The 15,320-nt window shown below is 67.9% G+C and carries 14 protein-coding genes; 7 read left to right on the forward strand and 7 right to left on the reverse strand.

The window, feature by feature from the left end; all coding sequences use genetic code 11:
* Positions 1 to 35 precede the first annotated feature (35 nt).
* The 4 genes from ACLSSQ_RS11360 to dinB all read right to left on the reverse strand — a co-directional run bounded on the left by ACLSSQ_RS11360 (position 36) and on the right by dinB (position 5,191).
* Entirely contained in the window at positions 36 to 344 is a 309-nt protein-coding gene (locus ACLSSQ_RS11360; protein ID WP_130458235.1) for a c-type cytochrome, read from the reverse strand.
* A gap of 153 nt (positions 345 to 497) precedes the next feature.
* Positions 498 to 1,979: a type IV pili methyl-accepting chemotaxis transducer N-terminal domain-containing protein gene (locus tag ACLSSQ_RS11365; RefSeq protein WP_416242713.1), complete on the reverse strand. Its 1,482-nt coding sequence runs from the start codon at positions 1,977 to 1,979 to the stop codon at positions 498 to 500.
* A 96-nt stretch (positions 1,980 to 2,075) separates the two neighbouring features.
* Positions 2,076 to 3,806 carry a cytochrome D1 domain-containing protein gene (locus ACLSSQ_RS11370; RefSeq protein WP_416242714.1) on the reverse strand — a complete coding sequence of 577 codons (1,731 nt, stop codon included), beginning with the start codon at positions 3,804 to 3,806 and terminating at the stop codon, positions 2,076 to 2,078.
* A gap of 221 nt (positions 3,807 to 4,027) precedes the next feature.
* Positions 4,028 to 5,191: a DNA polymerase IV gene (gene dinB, locus ACLSSQ_RS11375; protein ID WP_416242715.1), complete on the reverse strand. Its 1,164-nt coding sequence runs from the start codon at positions 5,189 to 5,191 to the stop codon at positions 4,028 to 4,030.
* A 648-nt stretch (positions 5,192 to 5,839) separates the two neighbouring features.
* Here dinB and ACLSSQ_RS11380 point away from each other — a divergent pair.
* Complete coding sequence (locus ACLSSQ_RS11380; RefSeq protein WP_014237141.1) at positions 5,840 to 6,235, forward strand: phasin family protein; 396 nt, start codon at positions 5,840 to 5,842, stop codon at positions 6,233 to 6,235.
* A gap of 196 nt (positions 6,236 to 6,431) precedes the next feature.
* Here ACLSSQ_RS11380 and ACLSSQ_RS11385 read toward each other — a convergent pair whose 3' ends face one another.
* The 3 genes from ACLSSQ_RS11385 to ACLSSQ_RS11395 form a co-directional block, all read right to left on the reverse strand.
* Positions 6,432 to 6,938, reverse strand: a complete 507-nt coding sequence (locus ACLSSQ_RS11385; RefSeq protein WP_416242716.1) for a DUF2242 domain-containing protein — start codon at positions 6,936 to 6,938, stop codon at positions 6,432 to 6,434.
* A 153-nt stretch (positions 6,939 to 7,091) separates the two neighbouring features.
* A complete protein-coding gene (locus ACLSSQ_RS11390) occupies positions 7,092 to 8,009 on the reverse strand; it encodes a pirin family protein (RefSeq protein WP_416242717.1) in 918 nt (305 codons plus the stop codon).
* 134 nt (positions 8,010 to 8,143) lie between these two features.
* Positions 8,144 to 8,743 carry an FMN-dependent NADH-azoreductase gene (locus ACLSSQ_RS11395; protein ID WP_416242718.1) on the reverse strand — a complete coding sequence of 200 codons (600 nt, stop codon included), beginning with the start codon at positions 8,741 to 8,743 and terminating at the stop codon, positions 8,144 to 8,146.
* 164 nt (positions 8,744 to 8,907) lie between these two features.
* Here ACLSSQ_RS11395 and ACLSSQ_RS11400 point away from each other — a divergent pair, with 164 nt between their 5' ends.
* From ACLSSQ_RS11400 to ACLSSQ_RS11425, 6 genes are all read left to right on the forward strand, one after another.
* Positions 8,908 to 9,849, forward strand: coding sequence for a LysR family transcriptional regulator (locus tag ACLSSQ_RS11400; protein ID WP_416242719.1), 942 nt, complete (start codon positions 8,908 to 8,910; stop codon positions 9,847 to 9,849).
* A 130-nt stretch (positions 9,850 to 9,979) separates the two neighbouring features.
* Entirely contained in the window at positions 9,980 to 11,569 is a 1,590-nt protein-coding gene (locus ACLSSQ_RS11405) for a fatty acid--CoA ligase (protein ID WP_416242720.1), read from the forward strand.
* 294 nt (positions 11,570 to 11,863) lie between these two features.
* Positions 11,864 to 12,700: a methionine ABC transporter ATP-binding protein gene (locus tag ACLSSQ_RS11410; protein ID WP_416242721.1), complete on the forward strand. Its 837-nt coding sequence runs from the start codon at positions 11,864 to 11,866 to the stop codon at positions 12,698 to 12,700.
* Positions 12,693 to 13,391 carry a methionine ABC transporter permease gene (locus ACLSSQ_RS11415; RefSeq protein WP_014237134.1) on the forward strand — a complete coding sequence of 233 codons (699 nt, stop codon included), beginning with the start codon at positions 12,693 to 12,695 and terminating at the stop codon, positions 13,389 to 13,391. The genes ACLSSQ_RS11410 and ACLSSQ_RS11415 overlap by 8 nt, the downstream gene beginning before the upstream one ends.
* Positions 13,392 to 13,647: 256 nt before the next feature.
* The gene (locus ACLSSQ_RS11420; protein ID WP_014237133.1) at positions 13,648 to 14,451 is read left to right on the forward strand and encodes a MetQ/NlpA family ABC transporter substrate-binding protein; all 804 of its coding nucleotides are present in this window, start codon (positions 13,648 to 13,650) and stop codon (positions 14,449 to 14,451) included.
* 256 nt (positions 14,452 to 14,707) lie between these two features.
* Positions 14,708 to 15,283, forward strand: a complete 576-nt coding sequence (locus tag ACLSSQ_RS11425) for a cupin domain-containing protein (protein ID WP_416242722.1) — start codon at positions 14,708 to 14,710, stop codon at positions 15,281 to 15,283.
* Positions 15,284 to 15,320: the final 37 nt, after the last annotated feature.

Consider the following 15,320-nt stretch of genomic DNA (forward strand, 5'->3'; position numbering starts at 1 on the left):
CAGGGCGCCGAGGTCCGCCGGACAAGGCCGAGGGCTTACTTCAGGGAGAGGACCCAGGTCGCCAGCTTCTTGGCTTCGTCGGGGGTGACGTTGTTGGGGGGCATGGGCACTTCGCCCCAGACGCCCTTGCCGCCGGCCTTGATCTTGGCGGCCAGCTTGTCGACGGCGCCGGCATCGCCCTTGTACTTGGCGGCCACGTCCTTGTAGGCGGGGCCCAGCACCTTCACCGCCACCTGGTGGCAGGACATGCAGTTCTTGGCCTTGGCCAGGGCTTCGTCGGCCTGGGCGTTGCCCAGCAGGAGCAGGCCGCCGAGGGCCAGCAGGGAGAGGTGGGCGGATTTCATGGCACGCTTCCTTCGGTGTAGTGGTTGGAAAGCGGCACTGTGCCGGCCCGGGCAAGTTTTTCGCGCTGCGGCCGGCGGCCCGGAAATAATCCTTTGTTACCAGTCAGTTGGCGAAGTGCAGGCTTGATCCCGGTCAAGAGCGGCGGGCGGGCCTCATTTGCCCAGCCGCTCGTAGAGCTTCACCGTGGTATCCATCAGGCGCAGCAGGCGCTCGCCTTCGGTGAACACCACCCGGGCGTGGTGGGTGCGCCGGGCCCGGGACAGGTCGGGCAGCAGGGAGGCGATGAAGACCTGCCACTGGGCGTCCACCTCCTTCAGCTGCAGCGCCAGCTCGGCCACGCCGTGGCTGTTCTGCTGCAGCTCGGCCAGGTTGCGCGCGAATTCCCGCACCGATTCGGTCAGGGCCGGCTCCCCCAGGTCTTCGCAGCCGGGCCAGTCCCAGAAGAGGAAGAGCTTGCACACCCGCTGGGAGATCATGCGGTTGCGCCCGGCCGTATTCACGTAGTGGGCATCCGGGGTTTCGCCGCACAGTTCGGCGGCCTTGGTCATGGCGTCGGTGGCCTCCAGCATCTTTTCGCTGAGCCCCAGCACGGCGGCGGCCTCGGCCGGGGTGGCGCTGCCCAGCAGGGCTTCCCGGTAGGCGGGCCAGATGGCCTGCACCGCCTGCAGCCGCTCGCCCACTTCGGGCGCCAGCGCCAGGCCGTCGAGGCGCTTGTCCACCCGCTCGAAATCCCCCACCAGGGCCCGCAGGCGCACCTGGTATTTGGCCGGCGGCAGGCCGGTGGCGATCATGGCCCAGGAGGTGGCCAGACGCTGGGAAAGGACCCGCAGGCGGCCGCAGAGATTGACCAGGGCGCCGGCGGACAGCTTCTTGCGCGGACGGATGATCTCGGCCCGCTCGCGCCGGGAAAAGCTCATGCGCCGCTCCGGATTGCCGTTCTCGTAATCCCGCAGGGCGGCGTTCTGGATGTAGAGGACGCGCCCGTCCACCACGATCAGGCCCAGGTCGATCAGCTCCCGCAGGCAGCGGGAGAAGGACTCGGGGGTGATGCCCAGGCGGGCGGCGATCATTTTCTTGCTCGGGCGCAGGGTCACCGGCGTTTCGCCGGCGGACTTGAGGGCTTCGCCGCCCTGGGCCAGCAGGTAGTCGAGGACCCGCTGGGTGGCGGAGAGGCCGTAGTGGTAACTGGTGACGTCGCATTCCGTGCTGCGCAGACGCAGGGCCAGGAGCTGGATGAGACGGTCGCTGAGGGGCAGGTCCTGCTGCACGATGGCGCGCAGGCGCCAGGCGTCGATGACCAGGATCAGGCTGCTGCCCAGGCTCTCGCACTGGGAGGTGTAGCGCTCGGCGCCGAAAACTTCGCCGGGGGCCAGGAGCTGGGGGCTCTGGATCAGTTCCAGGGTCTTCTCCACCTCGCCGGCCAGGCGGGTGCTGCGACGCAGGGTGCCGCGCACCAGGACGAAGGCTTCCTTGACCGGGCTCTGCACGGAGAAGATCTGGGTGTGGGCGGGAATGGAGACGACCCGGCTGGCGGCCAGCAGCTGGTCCGTCACGCTGTCGGCCAGGCCGTTGAAGAGGGGGATGTCCGACAACAGCTCCCGGCTGCAGCGTCGGCTTTCCTTGGGACTGAACATGGGCGATTCCGGCTAGGGGTGACCAATGAAAAGACGAGAGAAGGATCACCTTCTCTCGTCTTGCTGGGATGCCGCTTCAGGAGAGGCTAGACCCCATTAGTACACATCGTGCTGGGTGTTGTAAACGTTGAACTTGCCCGTCGGCGTCACCAGCTTGGGGTCCTTGATCACGGCCTTCAGCTTGCGGGTCTTGTCGTCCACCACGACGATGGCCGATTCCTGGTCCTTGCCGTTCCACACGGAGAACCACACTTCGTCGCCGGCCTTGTTGTACTCGGGCTGGACGATGCGCTTGGGGCCATCCTTGATGCCGGACCAGTCGCCGATGGGCAGCAGCTCGTAACCCTTGTCCAGGTTGTTCACGTCCCACACCGCCACGGACTGGCTGATGTTGGCTTCCGGGTTGAGGGTGGTGTCCACCCACAGGTTCTTGGACTTGGGATGGGTCTTCAGGAACAGGGAACCGCCGCCCAGGCCCTTCAGGGTGCGTACCACCTTCCAGGCGTTGTCGCCGTGCTTCACCGGGTCGGTGCCGATGAGGGAGATGGAATCGTCGCCCAGGTGGCCGGTGGCCCACACGGGACCGAACTTGGGATCGACGAAGTTGGCGCCCCGGCCCGGGTGCGGCGTCTTGCCCACATCCACCAGCTTGGCCAGCTTGCCGTCCTTGGTGTCGATCACGGCGATCTTGTTGGAGGCGTTGGCCGCATCCATGAAGTAGCGGTGGGTGGATTCGAAACCGCCGTCATGGAGGAAGGGCGCCGCCTCGATCATCTTGATCTTCAGGTTGTTGAGATCACGATAATCCACCGAGTAGACCATCCCGGTTTCCTTCACGTTCACGAAGAATTCCGGGTTGAAGTGGGAGGAGACGATGGCCGCCACCCGGGGTTCCGGATGGTAGTCCTGGGTGCCCACGGTCATGCCCCGGGTGGAGACGATCTTGCGCGGCTTCAGGGTATCGCCGTCCATGATGACGAACTGGGGCGGCCAGTAGGTGCCGGCGATGGCGTACTTGTCCTCGAAACCCTTGGCCTTGGAGCTTTCCACCGAGCGGGCTTCCATGCCCACCTTGATCTCGGCCACGGTGTCCGGCTTTTCCATCCACAGGTCGATCAGGTTGATCTTGGCGTCGCGACCGATGACGAACAGGTAGCGGCCGGAGGCGGACATGCGGGAGATGTGCACCGCGTAGCCGGTGTTGAGGATGCTGACGATCTTCTTGCTGTCGCCGTCGATCAGGGCGATCTCGCCCGCATCGCGTAGGGTGACGGAGAAGAGGTTGTCCAGGTTGAGGTTGTTGAGCTTCTTCTTCGGCCGCTTTTCCACCGGCACGATCACCTTCCAGCTGGCTTCCATTTCCTTCAGGCCGTACTCGGGAGGCGCCGGGGGCGTCTGCTGGATGTAGCGGGCCATGAGGTCCACCTCGTCGTCGCTGAGAACGCCGGAAGTGCCCCAGTTGGGCATGCCGCCGGCGGAGCCGTACTTGATGAAGACCTTCAGGTATTCCAGGCCCTTGGCGATGGTCAGGTCCGGCGTCAGAGCCTTGCCGGTGGCGCCCTTGCGCAGCACGCCGTGGCAGCCGGCGCAGCGCTCGAAGAAGATGCGCTTGGCCTTTTCGAACTCGGCCTCGGTCATCTTCGGCGCCAGGGGATTGATGTCCTGGTGCATGGGCACGCTGGCCAGGGGCGAGCCGCCGCCGGCCTGGTAGTCCCGCATGGTGGCGTCACCGTGGGATTCCGGGGTGCCGGCAAAGGCGAACTGCATGGCCAAGGCCAGGGCCGGAATGGCCGCCAGCCTGAGTAGGTTGAAACGCTTCGTTTTCATGGCTCCCTGTTCCTGAAAAAATTGAGTGAGGAGGCCCCAATTTCTTCAGCGGCAGAAAACGTACTTTGATCAGGGTCAATAGAATCGGGCGCCACGGTGGAAGCTGGGTTCCACGCCCCATGCAGGCTTGACGCGCGTCAAGGTTGTCCCGCCGGCATGGTTCCGGCGGCGCAAAAAAAGGCCATCGCCGCCCCCCGAAAAACGGGGACACTGCCCCGGCCCTAGAGGGGCAGTTCGGCCTGGACCAGGGGCGCTGGCAGGGCCGCCGCTGCCGCCGCCGGCAGCAGGGAACTGGCCCGCACTCCGAGCAGGCGGAGGCGCTGCTGCAGAGGCACCCGCTTCAGGCATTCGCCGGCGGCCTTGCGGATCGCCGCCCCGTCGGCGGTGGGAACGGCCAGGGTGAGGTCCCGGGTCACCGACTGGAAGTCCGCATAGCGCAGCTTGATGCCGATGGTGCGGGCCACGTAGCCCTGGCGCGCCAGGTCGTCGGCCACCCGCAGGCACATGCCGGTGAAGATTTCCGACAGCTCGGCCCGGTCGTGACGGGCGTGCAGATCCCGGGAGAAGGTGCTTTCCCGGCTGATGGACTTGGGCTCCCGGGAGGTGCTCAAGGGCCGCTCGTCGATGCCGTGGGCGGCCCGGTGCAGCCAGGCGCCGGTGCTGCGGCCGAAGTGCTGCACCAGCATTTCCGGCGGCGCCGCCGCCAGGTCGCCGATGCTGTGGATGCCCAGCTGGCCCAGGCGTTCGTTGGCCTTGGGGCCGATGCCGTTGATCTTCTTCGCCGCCAGGGGCCAGATGCGGGTCGGCACCTCCTCCATGCCGAGCACGGTGATGCCGTCCGGCTTGTCCAGGTCGGAGCAGATCTTGGACAGCAGCTTGTTGGGGCTGATGCCGATGGAACAGGTGAGGCCGGTGGCCGCCAGCACCGCCGCCTTCAGGCGCCGGGCCAGGGGCAGCGTGGCCTCCTCGATGTGGCTGAGGTCGATGTAGATTTCGTCGATGCCCCGGTCCTCGATACAGGGCGCGATGGCCGCCACGGCGGCCTTGAAGCGGCGCGAATAGTCCCGGTAGGCGTCGAAGTTGGCCGGCAGCAGGATGGCATCGGGCGCCAGCTGGGCCGCCTTCATCAGCCCCATGCCGGAAAAGACGCCCAGAGCCCGGGCCTCGTAGGTGGAGGTGGTGATGACGCCGCGCCCCACGTAGTCCCGCAGGCGGGCGAAGTGCAGGCTGCCGTCGGCCTGGCGCCGGGGCCGGTCCACGCTGCGGCCACCCACCACCACCGGCTGGCCCCGCAGCTCCGGGTAGTGCAGCAGTTCCACCGAGGCGAAGAAGGCGTCCATGTCCAGGTGGGCGATGCGCCGTTCGGGCAGCACCGCGGCAGGCATCGCTGTTCCGGCCGCGGCAGCGGGCAGGTCGGCGGGCGGGACCGGGGCACGGGAATCATCAGGGAGTGGGCAGGGCTCATCCTTCATTGCTGTATAAATATACAGTACATCGGCCGGGGCGTTAAGAGGCTGCCCCGGCCTGCCGGCGCGCCGCCCGTCCCACGTCGCCTTTCATCTGCCACCTTGCCTCTGCCACCGTTCCCATGTCGCAGCGCACCAATAGCGCCAAGGAGATGCCTGATTTCATCGGACCTGCCGGGCAGCGCTTATTCCATGGGCATTAACAGACCCCCTCCCCGGAAAGCCACTTACAGTAGGACTCTTGGCATATGACCTCTGGAGAGTGGCGTATTCATTGCGCTTCCAGAGTGGGCGTAAGATGCATTTACCCCTTTTGTCATCGGGGGTAAAGGGTTCCGCCGCCAGGCCCGCCCGCCCTCTGCCGCAGAGGGCGACGACCGGCGCCGGGACCGTCCGCAGGCACGGGCGGCACCGGGCTAACACATCCCCGCCGGCTTCTCACCTAGGCGAGACCCCAGGGTCATTCCCGGGACTCGACCCGGGTCCCAGGCAGGGTTGCCGTGGCTATGATGGCGCCGCTCGATACATCGACACCGATACTTATAAGACAACGCTAGGGGTAATAACATGATCAATCTGCACAACCATCTGCTGGCCGTCACCAAGACCAATATGGAAAACACCCTGGACCTGGCCCACGGCAGCTTCGCCAGCATCGAACGTCTCGCCAACCTCAACCTCAACACCGCCCGCGCCCTGCTGGAACACGGCATCGAGCACACCCGCTGCGTCATGGGCGCCAAGTCGGCCCAGGAAGTGCTGGAACTGCAGACCAAGGCCACCCAGCCGGTCCTGGGCCAGACCCTGGCCTACCTGCAGAACGCCCAGCAGATCGTCACCATGAGCCAGCAGGAACACAAGGCCCGGGTGCAGCAGCAGGTCACCGACATGGGCCAGCAGGTCGCCGCCACGGTGGAACACGCCGTGGCCGCCGTCACCCGCCTGGGCAAGCCGATCAAATAATAAAAAATAGGGGGACCCGCCGGCCTCGTCCGGCGCTTGCTCGACCATGAGGACGGCCGGATCTCCTGGAGATTCGGCCTTTTGTTTTGGCGCCCCCGCTCCGGGCCGCGACACCCGCTGCGGCCTCCGCCCCTGCCCTGCCCCGCACCGGGAATGGGACCGGCGCTCCTGCCCCCTCCCCCTTCCCTACCCGTCCTTACTGGCGGCCGCCCAGTTCCCGCTGCACCGCCCGGTAGAAGCGCTCGTAGAAATCCCGGGCGGCCACGGTCTCGCCCCGGGTCTTGACCTGGTTGTCGCCCTCGGTGCTGCTGCTGAAGGAAATGGGGGCCACCAGGGGCACGCCGACGCTGGTGCTCTGGCGGGTGGTCTTGACGTCGAAATGCTCTTCCGTGGCGGTGACGAACAGGGTGGCGCCGCTGTGCGCCTCGCTGCAGGCCAGGTGCAGGCGCAGCTGGGCGTGGCCCTTGTCGTCCACCCGGAATTCCTTGGCGCCGCTGAAGGTCAGGGCGTCGCGCCCGGGCAGCACCACGTAGCCGTCCCCCAGCAGGACCCGCCGGGCCGCATCGCACAGGGGCGCCGCCGCCGTGGGGAAATCCCGGCGATGGCGCGGGTCGGACTGGAAATCCTCCCGTTCCGCATAGCTGCCGGGACCGCCGCAGGCGGCCAGCAGCAGGGGCAGCAGCAAGAGGGCGCATCGTTTCATGTCGTTCTCCCTTCCGCCGGGGCCGGGCGGCCCCGCACCCCCTAATTTTGCGCCCCTTTAATGCCTTTTGCCTGCCCCGCCGGCGATGGCGGCGCCAAAGAAAAACGCCGCCGGCGCAAGGCCGGCGGCGTTGCCAGGGGAGAAGGAGAAAAGCTACAGGGCCCGCACCGGGGCGGCGGCGAAATGGCCGGCGCTGTAGTCGCGCATGGCCTGCTGGATTTCCTCCGCCGTGTTCATGACGAAGGGGCCGTACTGGGCGATGGGCTCGCCCAGGGGCCGGCCCGCCACCAGCAGCAGGCGGGAATCCTCCGCCGCCGCCAGGTGCACGCCGGGGGCGCCGTCGTTGGCCAGGATGGCCATGTGCCGGTCGGGCACCACATTGCCGCCCACCTCCACGCTGCCCCGGTAGGTGTAGGTGAAGGCGTTGTGGCCGGCGGGAATATCGTGGAACAGGGCGCTGCCGGCAGGCAGGTGGATGTCCAGGTAGAGGGGCTCCGTGTCCGGGCGCTGCACGGCCCCGGCCACGCCCTGGCTGGCGCCGGCGATGATGCGCACCCGCACGCCCGCGGGGGTGGTGTATTCGGGAATGGCGGCGGGCGGAATGTCCCGGTAGTAGGGCGCCACCATCTTGTTCCTGGCCGGCAGGTTGAGCCATAGCTGGAAGCCTTCCATCAGGCCCTCCTCCTGCTCCGGCAGTTCGGAGTGGATGAGGCCGCTGCCGGCGGTCATCCACTGGGCGCCGCCGGGGCCCAGCAGGCCCTCGTTGCCGACGCTGTCGTGGTGGCGCATGCGGCCGGCGATCATGTAGGTGACGGTCTCGAAGCCCCGGTGGGGATGGTCGGGAAAGCCGCCGATGTAGTCCTCCGCGTTTTCGTTGCGGAAGGCGTCAAGCATGAGGAAGGGATCGAGGCGGCGCTGCAGGTTCTGGGTCAGCACCCGGGTCAGGCGCACGCCGGCCCCGTCGGAAGTGGCCATGCCCCGCACCAGGCGTTCCACGGCCCGGGAGGCGGCATTGGCAGCGTTGGCGGCAGCCGGTGCGGCCGGCGGCGCGGTACGGTGGAGAGTGGTCATGGCATGGACTCCTGATGAAGCCGCATCCCGGGCGGGACGGCGGCGGGGAGGACGGGCCTCCCAGGTTAAACGGTGGACAGCGCCGGCCCAGGCCCGTTGCCCGCAGGCAGGGGAGCGGACCGGCGGCGTCAGGCTCAGGCGGCGATGGCGTCGATCTGGGCCTGGGCTTCGGCGAAGCCCTTGGCGGCGGCATCCGGCCCCATGGCCAGGCCCTCGGCGTAGATGAATTCCACGTCGGTCATGCCGAGGAAGGCCAGCACGCTCTTCAGGTAGGGCACCTGGGAATCGGCCGGGGTGTTGCGGTAGAGACCGCCCCGGGCCAGGGCCACGTACACCTTCTTGCCGGTGATCAGGCCTTCCGCTCCCTTCTCGGTGTAGCGGAAGGTGACGCCGGCACGGGCAATGGCGTCGATCCAGGCCTTCAGCTGCACCGGCACGCCGAAGTTGTACATGGGCACGCCCAGCACGATGGCGTCGGCGGCTTGCACCTGGGCGATGAGGGCATCGTCCAGGGCCACCCGGGCGGCCTGCTCGGGGCTGCGCTGCTCGGCGGGGGTGAACAGGGCGGAGAGGGCCGGCTCGTCCAGCACCGGATGGGGATTGGCGGCCAGGTCACGCACTTCCACCAGGGCGCCGGGATGGGCGGCCTGCAGGCGGGCGGTGATGGAATCGGCGACGCGGGTGGAGTTGGAGCCGGCGGAACGGGCGCTGGCGTTGATCTGCAGGATTTTCATGATGGTTTCTCCGTGGGGTTGGGGTGCGGGGCCGGGCTGCTTGATGCTGCTCCGGCGAACCGTTGAGTGCACTTTATTACCCGCAATAACGCATCGGAAGCCCTTCAAATGGATATCATTGTTCCATCAATGCAACGACACGCCATTTACGCCCGGAGCCCGCCATGACCCCCGACCTCAAGCTGGACGCCAACGACCTGGTGCTGTTCGCCCGCATCATGGAAGCAGGCAGCTTTTCCAAGGCCGCCGAGCGGGTGGGCCTGCCCAAGTCCACCCTCTCCCGCCGCATCACCGCCCTGGAGGCCACCCTGGGGGAACGGCTGCTGACCCGCAGCACCCGGCGCCTGGCCATCACCGAATTCGGCGAAGGCATCCTGGACCACGCCCGCCGCCTGCTGGAGGAAACCGAAGCCACCGCCGCCCTGGCCCTGCACCGCCAGGCCACGCCCCAGGGCGTGCTGCGGGTTTCCATGCCGCCGGACTTCGGCGAGCTGGACCTGGCCCCGGCCCTCATCGACTTCGCCGCCCACTACCCGGCGGTGCGCCTGGAACTGGACCTGTCGCCGCGCCGGGTGGACCTGCTGGCGGAACGCTTCGACCTGGCGGTGCGGGTCGCCAGCCAGCTACCGGACGACACCAGCCTGGTGGCCCGGCCCCTGACCCGGTTCCATTCCGGCCTCTACGCCAGCCCGGCCTACGTCGAGCGCCACGGCGCCCCCCGGGCCCCGGCCGAGCTGATGCAGCACATCTGCCTGCGCCTCATCACCAGCAACGGCGAAGCCCAGCCCTGGCGCCTCTCCTGCGGCAACGAGCGCTGGGAGGGCCTGCCCACGGGCCCCCTGACGGCCAACTCGGTGGGCATGCAGCGCACCCTGGCGGCCCACGGCATGGGCATCGTCGGCTTGGCCCACCGCTTCGCCCGCCCCTATGTGGAAAGCGGCCAGCTGCAGCGCCTGCTGCCCGCATGGGAGCTGCCCTGCGTCACCGTCTGGTGCGTCACCCCGGGACGACGCCTGCTGCCCACCCGCAGCGCCGCCTTCATCGACATGCTGCGACTGACCCTGGACGTGCCGGATAACCCGATCCCGGGCCGCGGCGGAATATAGAAAGACACAAGCGGTATTTCACAGCCCTGCGGGCCGGGCCCTACAGTGGCAGCCTGTTCAATGCTGCCGCGCCCCTTGCGGGCCCCATCGCCATGCACACCAAGTCCCACCGCCCCGCCGGAGTCCGCCCATGAGCCGCGGCCTGACCCTGGGCGACACCCTTTCCTGGCCCGCCCGCTACTTCCCCGACAAGCCCGCCCTCATTGCCTGGGAGGGCGGCGATCACGACACGCCGGCCCAGCGCCGGGTGTGGACCTACGCCCAGCTCAACGCCGAGGTGAACCGCCACGCCCACGCCCTCCTCGCCCTGGGCGTGCAGAAGGGCGACGTGGTCGCCGCCTTCCTCTACAACACCCCGGCCTTCGTCTTTTCCCTGCTGGCCACCGCCCGGGTGGGGGCCGTCTTCAATCCCATCAACTACCGCCTGGCGGCCCAGGAACTGGCCTTCATCCTGGAAGACGGCCAGGCCAAGGTGCTGCTGTTCGAGCAGGAAGGCAGCGAGGTCGTGGAGAAGGCGCGGGAGCACGGCGTACCCACGACCCACTGGATCTACGCCGACACCGACGCAGCCCCCGCCTTCGCCACCGCCAGGCTGGACCAGCTGGTGCGACACCAGCCCGCCACCCTGCCGCCGGTGATCGTGGAGGAAAACGACAACTGCATCCTCATGTACACCAGCGGCACCACCGGCCGGCCCAAGGGCGTGCTGCACAGCCACCGCAGCAAGCTGGCCCACAACGCCATGATGCACCAGGCCATGACCCTCTCCCGGGAGGACGTGGGCCTGGCGGTGGCGCCCCTGAACCACACCGCCGAACTGCACACCAGCTTCCTGCCCCGCCTGCAGCTGGGGGCCACCCAGGTGCTGCTGCGCCGCTTCGACGCCGGCGAGGCCTGGCGCCTGACCGAGGTGGAGAAGGTGACCCACTTCTTCGCCGCCCCCACCATGGTCACCCTGCTGCTGCACCACCCGGACGTGGCCAGCCGGGACCTTTCCAGCCTGCGTCTGGTGGAATACGGCGGCGCCTCCATGGCGCCCCACCTGATCCGGGAATGGGACAAGAAGGTGGGCGCCGGCCTGGTGCAGATCTACGGCACCACGGAAATGGGGCCCTGCATGTCCGTGCTCTATCCCCACGAACAGCTTTCCCACGCCGGCTCCGCCGGCCTGCCCTCCCTCAACCACGATCTGCTGGTGGCCCGGGTCAAGGCCGACGGCAGTCCTTCGGACCCCGCCGACCTGGCGGCGCCGGACGAGGTCGGCGAAATCCTGGTGCGGGGGCCCTGCATGATGGGCGGCTACCTCAACCGCCCGGAGGCCAACGCCCGGGCCCTGGCCTTCGGCTGGTACCACACCGGCGACCTGGGCAGCCTGGATGCCAACGGCTACCTGTGGATCCGCGACCGCATCGACCACATGATCAATTCCGGGGCGGAAAACGTGTATCCGCGGGAAGTGGAAGACGCCCTGGTGGAACACCCCGGCGTGCTGGAAGTGGCGGTGGTGGGCGAGCCGGACGATACCTGGGGCCAGGTGGTGGCCGCCCACGTGGTGGCCAAGCCCGGCGCCACCCTGACCCAGGAGGCCCTGGACCACTTCCTCCTGGAGGGAGACCGGCTGGCCCACTACAAGCGGCCCCGGCGCTACCACTTCATCGAGGCCCTGCCCAAGACCACCAGCGGCAAGATCCAGAAACACCTGCTGCGTCAGGCGGGGTAAGTGGGGACCGGCGGGGATGGGCAAGGCGCCTTTCCCCCCGGAACCCGGCACCGGAAAAGGGGAAAAAACACGGCAGCTACGGGAAATCCATAGCATTCAGCGGCTTGTCAGTCCCCGGTTCGAGGGCTAAAGTTCCGCCTTTGCGGTTTTCCCCTCCCTGGCGCCGCGCTTCCCGCCCGGCCCCCGGCCCGGCGCAAGTCCCCGCCAGCCGGCGCCCGCGGCACTTTCGGCGAGCCTGACTGTCCCAAGGTGCCCGACGACGACCCGAACCATCCAGAACAGCGTTTTCCCATAATGACAACTCAAAACACCGATTCCCCCGCCCTGGCGCTACGGGGAGTCAGCAAAAGCTTCCGCACCCCGGACGGCCAGCAGGTGGGCGTGCACCCCACCGACCTGGACGTGGCCCCGGGCGAAATCCACGGCATCATCGGTTTCTCCGGCGCCGGCAAGTCCACCCTGCTGCGCCTGGCCAACCTGCTGGAGCGCCCCGACGCCGGCCAGGTGGTGGTGCACGGCCAGGACCTGATGACCCTCTCCCCCGCGGACCTGCGCACCGCCCGCCAGCGCATCGGCATGATCTTCCAGCACTTCAACCTGCTGCATAACCGCACCGTGGCCGACAACGTGGCCTTCCCCCTGCGCATCGCCGGGGCCGACGAGGCCCGCATCAACGAGCGGGTGAAGACCTGCCTGGAATTCGTCGGCCTCTCCGAAAAGGCCGGGGTCTATCCGGCCCAGCTTTCCGGCGGCCAGAAGCAGCGCGTCGCCATCGCCCGGGCCCTGGCCCCGGAGCCCCACGTGTTGCTGGCGGACGAGCCCACCTCGGCCCTGGACCCTCGCACCACCCAGTCCCTGCTGGAAGTGCTGGCCGACGTGAACCGCCGCCTGGGCGTCACCATCCTGCTGGTGAGCCACGAGATGGGCGTCATCCGCCGCCTCTGCCACCGGGTTTCCGTCATGGAAGCGGGGCAGATCGTGGAGCGCCTGACCATCGCCAACGGCCGCATCCCGCCCGACTCCCAGCTGGCCCAGTGGCTGCGCGAATACGGCGATGCCGAAGGCGACGCCGAGGAAGCCGCCGCCGAGCCCGCCCCCCAACACCTGCTGAGCGAGGCCGCCCATGGCTGATGAAACCCTGGCCCCCGTGCCCACCATCCTCGACACCTTCATCGAACTGCTGCCGGAAATCGGCAAGGCCGCCGGCGAGACCGGCCTGATGATGCTGATCTGCCTCACCGCCGCCGTCATCGTCGGCGGCGCCCTCGGCATCCTGGTCTTCCTCACCTCCCCCGGCCAGGTGCTGGGCCGTTACCGTCGCTTCAACCTGGTGGCCAACGGCTTCATCAACGTCTTCCGCTCCTTCCCCTTCATCATCCTGCTGGTGGCGGTGTCGCCCTTCACCCGGCACATCGTCGGCACCTCCATCGGCCCCCTGGCCGCCAGCGTGCCTTTATCCCTGGCCGCCATTTTCTATTTCGCCCGCATCATCGAGCAGACCCTGCGCGACGTGCCCCGGGGCGTCATCGAGGCGGCCGAAGCCATGGGCGCCTCGCCCCTGCAGATCGTCACCCAGGTGCTGCTGGTGGAAGCCCGTTCCGGCCTGATCCTGGCGGTCACCATCACCGCCGTCAGCTTCCTCTCCTACTCCGCCGTGGCCGGCGTGGTGGGCGGCGGCGGCATCGGCGACCTGGCCATCCGCTACGGCTACTACCGCTTCCAGACCGACGTGATGCTGATCACCATCGTCCTGCTGGTGGTGCTGGTGCAGGGCATCCAGTTCTTCGGCCAATGGCTGGCGCGGCGTGTGGACAAGCGCTGAACTGAGTAGAAAACCTTTTTAGCCACAGAGGACACAGAGAGCACAGAGAAAAGGCAAAAGGCGATAGGTCTGGGAGGCAATAGGGACGCCATTGTTCAGCATGGCATGGCTGAGAAGTCCGTCCTTATTGGCTGCCAGGGCACCGGCCCTTTCCAGGTTCCTCGCCCTACCCCACGGAGAATGAACCCCCTCTGTGATCTCTGTGCCCTCTGTGGCAAACGCTTTTGATTCACCCCCAACTACGGAGTCCAAACACATGAAACTGATCCGTTCCCTCCTCGTTGCCGGTCTGGCCCTGGGCCTGGCGGCGGCTCCCGCCTTCGCGCAGGAGAAGAAGAACCTGACCATCGGCGCCACCGCCGGCCCCAACTTCGACCAGGTCAAGCTGGGCATCAAGCCCATCCTGGAAAAGAAGGGCTACAGCGTGAAGCTGGTGGAATTCAACGACTACGTGCAGCCCAACCTGGCCCTGGCCCAGGGTTCCCTGGACGCCAACGTCTTCCAGCACGTCATCTACCTGAAGAAGTTTTCCGCCGACAAGGGCCTCAACCTGACCGACGTGGTCAAGGTGCCGGTGGCCCCCATGGGCCTCTACTCCAAGAAGGCCAAGAGCCTCAAGGACGTCAAGGACGGCGACCGCGTCACCCTGCCCAACGATCCCTCCAACCTGGCCCGGGCCCTGCACTTCCTGGAGCAGAACGGCCTGATCAAGGTCAAGGCCGGCATCGACGCCCTCAAGGCCACCGAGAAGGACGTGGCGGAGAACCCGCGCAAGCTGCAGCTGACCCCCATCGAAGCTGCCCAGCTGCCCCGCACCCTGGACGACGCCGGCCTGGTGGTGGTGCCCGGCAACTTCGCCATCGCCTCCGGCCTCAAGCTGAGCGAAGCCATCTCCCTGGAAAAGACCCCGGATCACTACCTCAACGTGGTGGCGGTGAAGACCGAAGACCAGAACAAGGCCTGGGCCCAGGACATCGTCGCTGCCTTCAAGTCCGCCGAATTCAAGGCCGTGCTGGACAAGCACTTCCAGGGCTACGCCCGCCCCAACTACTGGCAATAAGCGGACAGCCGGCCCCAAGCAGGCCTAACCGCCCCGCCACAGGCCGCCTCCGGGCGGCCTTTTTCTTGGCCGGCGCCATCCGCCGCCCCTCTGGCCGGGCGCGTCCCCAGCCCCATATTCCGCCGCCGCATATCGACCCCACCAATCGGTATTTCCGCCGGCGCCGGCAAATCCCTAAAGTGGCTCCCATCCTCACTTCCGGCGTAGGGCCCGGTCGCCGCGATCGGCCCCCGCCCGCAACCACTGGAGCCCCGGCATGGCACGCCTGTTCACCCCCGATGGCAAGTACGAAGCCGACCCGGCCACCGTCAACGCCCTCGCCCGCAGCCTGGGCCTGACCCTGCGCCACCTGCCCCTGCCCCAGGACCCGCACACCGCCGCCCTGCTGGCCCGGCCCGAACTGGACCCGGCGCAACAGGCCCAGCTGCTGCAACACCTCGACGCCAGCCTGGGCCAGGCCGTGCAGGCCCCCGCCGGCGCCGGCCGGGACCTGGTGGCCTTCCACGCCGACCTGCCCGAACTGCCCCGCCTGCGCCAGCAGTTCGCCCAGGTCCATACCCATACGGACCACGAGGTGCGATACATCCTGGCCGGCACCGGCTACTTCGGCGTGGTCCGGGCGGATGGCAGCCAGGTGCTGCTGGAAGCGGGCCCCGGCGATTACCTGGAAGTCCCCGCCGGCGCCGAGCACTGGTTCGCCCTCGGCCCCGACCCTGGGCTCAAGGCCCTGCGCCTCTTTTCCCGGGAGAAGCACTGGGTCGCCGACTACACCGGGCGCCAGGCCGACCCCGCCCTGCTGGGCCTACTGCAGGCCGGCACTGACAGCCACTGAGCCAACGTAGAAAACAACCCCAACCATCCCCCATCCC

It is taken from the genome of Azospira sp. APE16, assembly GCF_047901315.1.
In the GTDB taxonomy this organism is placed as follows: domain Bacteria; phylum Pseudomonadota; class Gammaproteobacteria; order Burkholderiales; family Rhodocyclaceae; genus Azospira; species Azospira oryzae.

Excerpts from the sequence above, each read along its gene's own strand:
- ACLSSQ_RS11360 (WP_130458235.1), bottom strand. The coding sequence starts at position 344 with ATGAAATCCGCCCACCTCTCCCTGCTGGCCCTCGGCGGCCTGCTCCTG.
- ACLSSQ_RS11365 (WP_416242713.1), bottom strand. The coding sequence starts at position 1,979 with ATGTTCAGTCCCAAGGAAAGCCGACGCTGCAGCCGGGAGCTGTTGTCG.
- ACLSSQ_RS11370 (WP_416242714.1), bottom strand. The coding sequence starts at position 3,806 with ATGAAAACGAAGCGTTTCAACCTACTCAGGCTGGCGGCCATTCCGGCC.
- dinB (WP_416242715.1), bottom strand. The coding sequence starts at position 5,191 with ATGCCTGCCGCGGTGCTGCCCGAACGGCGCATCGCCCACCTGGACATG.
- ACLSSQ_RS11380 (WP_014237141.1), top strand. The coding sequence starts at position 5,840 with ATGATCAATCTGCACAACCATCTGCTGGCCGTCACCAAGACCAATATG.
- ACLSSQ_RS11385 (WP_416242716.1), bottom strand. The coding sequence starts at position 6,938 with ATGAAACGATGCGCCCTCTTGCTGCTGCCCCTGCTGCTGGCCGCCTGC.
- ACLSSQ_RS11390 (WP_416242717.1), bottom strand. The coding sequence starts at position 8,009 with ATGACCACTCTCCACCGTACCGCGCCGCCGGCCGCACCGGCTGCCGCC.
- ACLSSQ_RS11395 (WP_416242718.1), bottom strand. The coding sequence starts at position 8,743 with ATGAAAATCCTGCAGATCAACGCCAGCGCCCGTTCCGCCGGCTCCAAC.
- ACLSSQ_RS11400 (WP_416242719.1), top strand. The coding sequence starts at position 8,908 with ATGACCCCCGACCTCAAGCTGGACGCCAACGACCTGGTGCTGTTCGCC.
- ACLSSQ_RS11405 (WP_416242720.1), top strand. The coding sequence starts at position 9,980 with ATGAGCCGCGGCCTGACCCTGGGCGACACCCTTTCCTGGCCCGCCCGC.
- ACLSSQ_RS11410 (WP_416242721.1), top strand. The coding sequence starts at position 11,864 with ATGACAACTCAAAACACCGATTCCCCCGCCCTGGCGCTACGGGGAGTC.
- ACLSSQ_RS11415 (WP_014237134.1), top strand. The coding sequence starts at position 12,693 with ATGGCTGATGAAACCCTGGCCCCCGTGCCCACCATCCTCGACACCTTC.
- ACLSSQ_RS11420 (WP_014237133.1), top strand. The coding sequence starts at position 13,648 with ATGAAACTGATCCGTTCCCTCCTCGTTGCCGGTCTGGCCCTGGGCCTG.
- ACLSSQ_RS11425 (WP_416242722.1), top strand. The coding sequence starts at position 14,708 with ATGGCACGCCTGTTCACCCCCGATGGCAAGTACGAAGCCGACCCGGCC.